The sequence below is a fragment of the Nocardioides sp. genome (assembly GCF_031422975.1).
Taxonomy (GTDB): domain Bacteria; phylum Actinomycetota; class Actinomycetes; order Propionibacteriales; family Nocardioidaceae; genus Nocardioides.
On the sequence record NZ_JANPEO010000198.1, the window covers coordinates 1 to 2327 of the forward strand.

The 2327-nt window shown below is 68.1% G+C and carries 1 protein-coding gene; it reads left to right on the plus strand.

The features are described from left to right. On the plus strand, positions 1–2327 hold a 2327-nt coding region (gene infB, locus RMO85_RS06080), incomplete at both ends, for a translation initiation factor IF-2 (protein WP_310527488.1).

Sequence of the window (2327 nt, forward strand, 5' to 3'; positions counted from 1 at the left end):
GAGAAGGCGGCCGCTGCGGCCGCCGTCGCCGAGACCGTCCCCGCGACGGTTGCCCCGGTCGCGAAGACCGAGGGCGGCAAGGCATCCGCTGCCAAGCCCGGTGCCTCCGTGCCGAAGCCTCCGGCAGCTCGCCCGGGCAACAACCCGTTCGCCAGCAACCAGGGCATGGGCAAGACCCCGAGCCCGCGTCCCGGTAACAACCCGTTCGCCAGCGCGCAGGGCATGGGTCAGCGCCCGCCCTCCACCTCTTCCCCCAGCAACATTCCTCGCCCCGCGGCCCCGCGCCCCGGTGCACCTCGTCCGGGTGGACCCGGCCAGGCTCCGCGCCCGACCGGCTTCGGCCAGCGCCCGGGTGCCTTCCAGCGTCCCGGTGGCGCTCCGGGTGGCGCCGGTGGCGCACGCCCCGGCTTCCAGCGACCTGGTGGCGCTCCAGCCGGAGCCCCCGGCTTCGGCCCGCCGCGTCCTGCCGGTGGTGGCGGCGCAGGTGGTCGCGGTCGCGGCCCCGGCGGCGGAACCGCTGGTGCGTTCGGCCGCGGTGGCGGCAAGAACAAGGCCCGCAAGTCCAAGCGTACGAAGAGAGCAGAGTTCGAGCTGCGCGAGGCTCCGTCGCTGGGTGGCGTGAGCGTACCCCGCGGCGATGGCGGAACCGTGGTGCGTCTGCGCCGCGGTGCCTCCATCACGGACTTCGCCGACAAGATCGACGCGAGCCCCGGAAACCTGGTCACCGTACTGTTCCACCTCGGTGAAATGGCCACGGCAACCGAGTCCCTCGACGAGGCCACGTTCGACGTGCTCGGCTCCGAGCTCGGCTACAAGATCCAGATGGTCTCGCCCGACGACGAGGACCGCGAGCTTCTGCTCGGCTTCGACATCGACATCGACCAGGAGCTGGAAGACGAGACCGACGACGAGCTCGTCGCCCGTCCCCCCGTCGTCACGGTCATGGGTCACGTCGACCACGGTAAGACCGCGCTGCTCGACGCCATCCGTAACGCCAAGGTGGCCGCGGGTGAAGCCGGCGGAATCACGCAGCACATCGGTGCCTACCAGGTCATCACCGAGCACGAGGGCATCGAACGCGCCATCACCTTCATCGACACACCGGGCCACGAGGCGTTCACCGCCATGCGTGCCCGTGGTGCGCAGGTCACCGACATCGCGATCCTCGTGGTCGCGGCGGACGACGGCATCATGCCCCAGACGATTGAAGCGCTCAACCACGCCCAGGCCGCCAACGTGCCGATCGTGGTCGCAGTGAACAAGATCGACAAGCCCGGCGCGAACCCGCAGAAGGTGCGCCAGCAGCTCACCGAGTTCGGCCTCGTCGCCGAAGAATACGGTGGAGACGTCATGTTCGTCGACGTGTCGGCGAAGCAGGGCACCGGCATCCAGGAAATCCTGAACGCCGTACTGCTCACCGCGGACGCCGGTCTCGACATGCGGGCCAACCCGGACAAGGACGCTCGCGGTGTTGCCATCGAGGCTCGCCTCGACAAGGGTCGCGGCGCCGTGGCAACCGTGCTCATCCAGTCGGGAACCCTGCACGTCGGGGACTCCATCGTGGCGGGAACGGCCTACGGCCGTGTTCGTGCGATGGCCGACGAGAACGGCGTGCCCGTGCTCGCCGCCACCCCGTCCCGGGCGGTCCAGGTTCAGGGTCTCTCCAGTGTTCCCCGCGCCGGCGACACCTTCCTGGTCATCCAGGAAGACCGCACGGCACGTCAGATCGCCGAGAAGCGCGAAGCCGCCGAGCGCAACGCCCTGCTGGCCAAGGCCCGCAAGCGGATCAGCCTCGAGGACTTCACCCGTGCACTCGAAGAGGGCAAGGTCGAGTCTCTCAACCTCATCATCAAGGGTGACGTGTCCGGTGCCGTTGAGGCACTGGAAGAGTCGCTCCTCAAGATCGAGGTCGACGATTCGGTGCAGCTGCGCATCATCCACCGCGGTGTCGGTGCGGTCACGGAGAGCGACGTCAACCTCGCCACCGTCGACAACGCCATCATCATCGGGTTCAACGTTCGCCCCGACACTAAGGCGCGCGAACGCGCTGCCCGTGAAGGCGTCGACGTGCGCTTCTACTCCGTCATCTACAACGCACTCGAGGACATCGAGAACTCCCTCAAGGGAATGCTCAAGCCCGAGTTCGAAGAGGTGCAGAGTGGTGTCGCCGAGATCCGCGAGGTGTTCAGCTCGTCCAAGTTCGGAAACGTCGCCGGTGTCATCGTTCGCTCGGGTGTCATCACGAGGAACGCCAAGGCGCGGGTCATCCGCAACGGCATCGTCGTGGGAGACAACCTGGGCATCGAGTCGCTGCGCCGGTTCAAGGA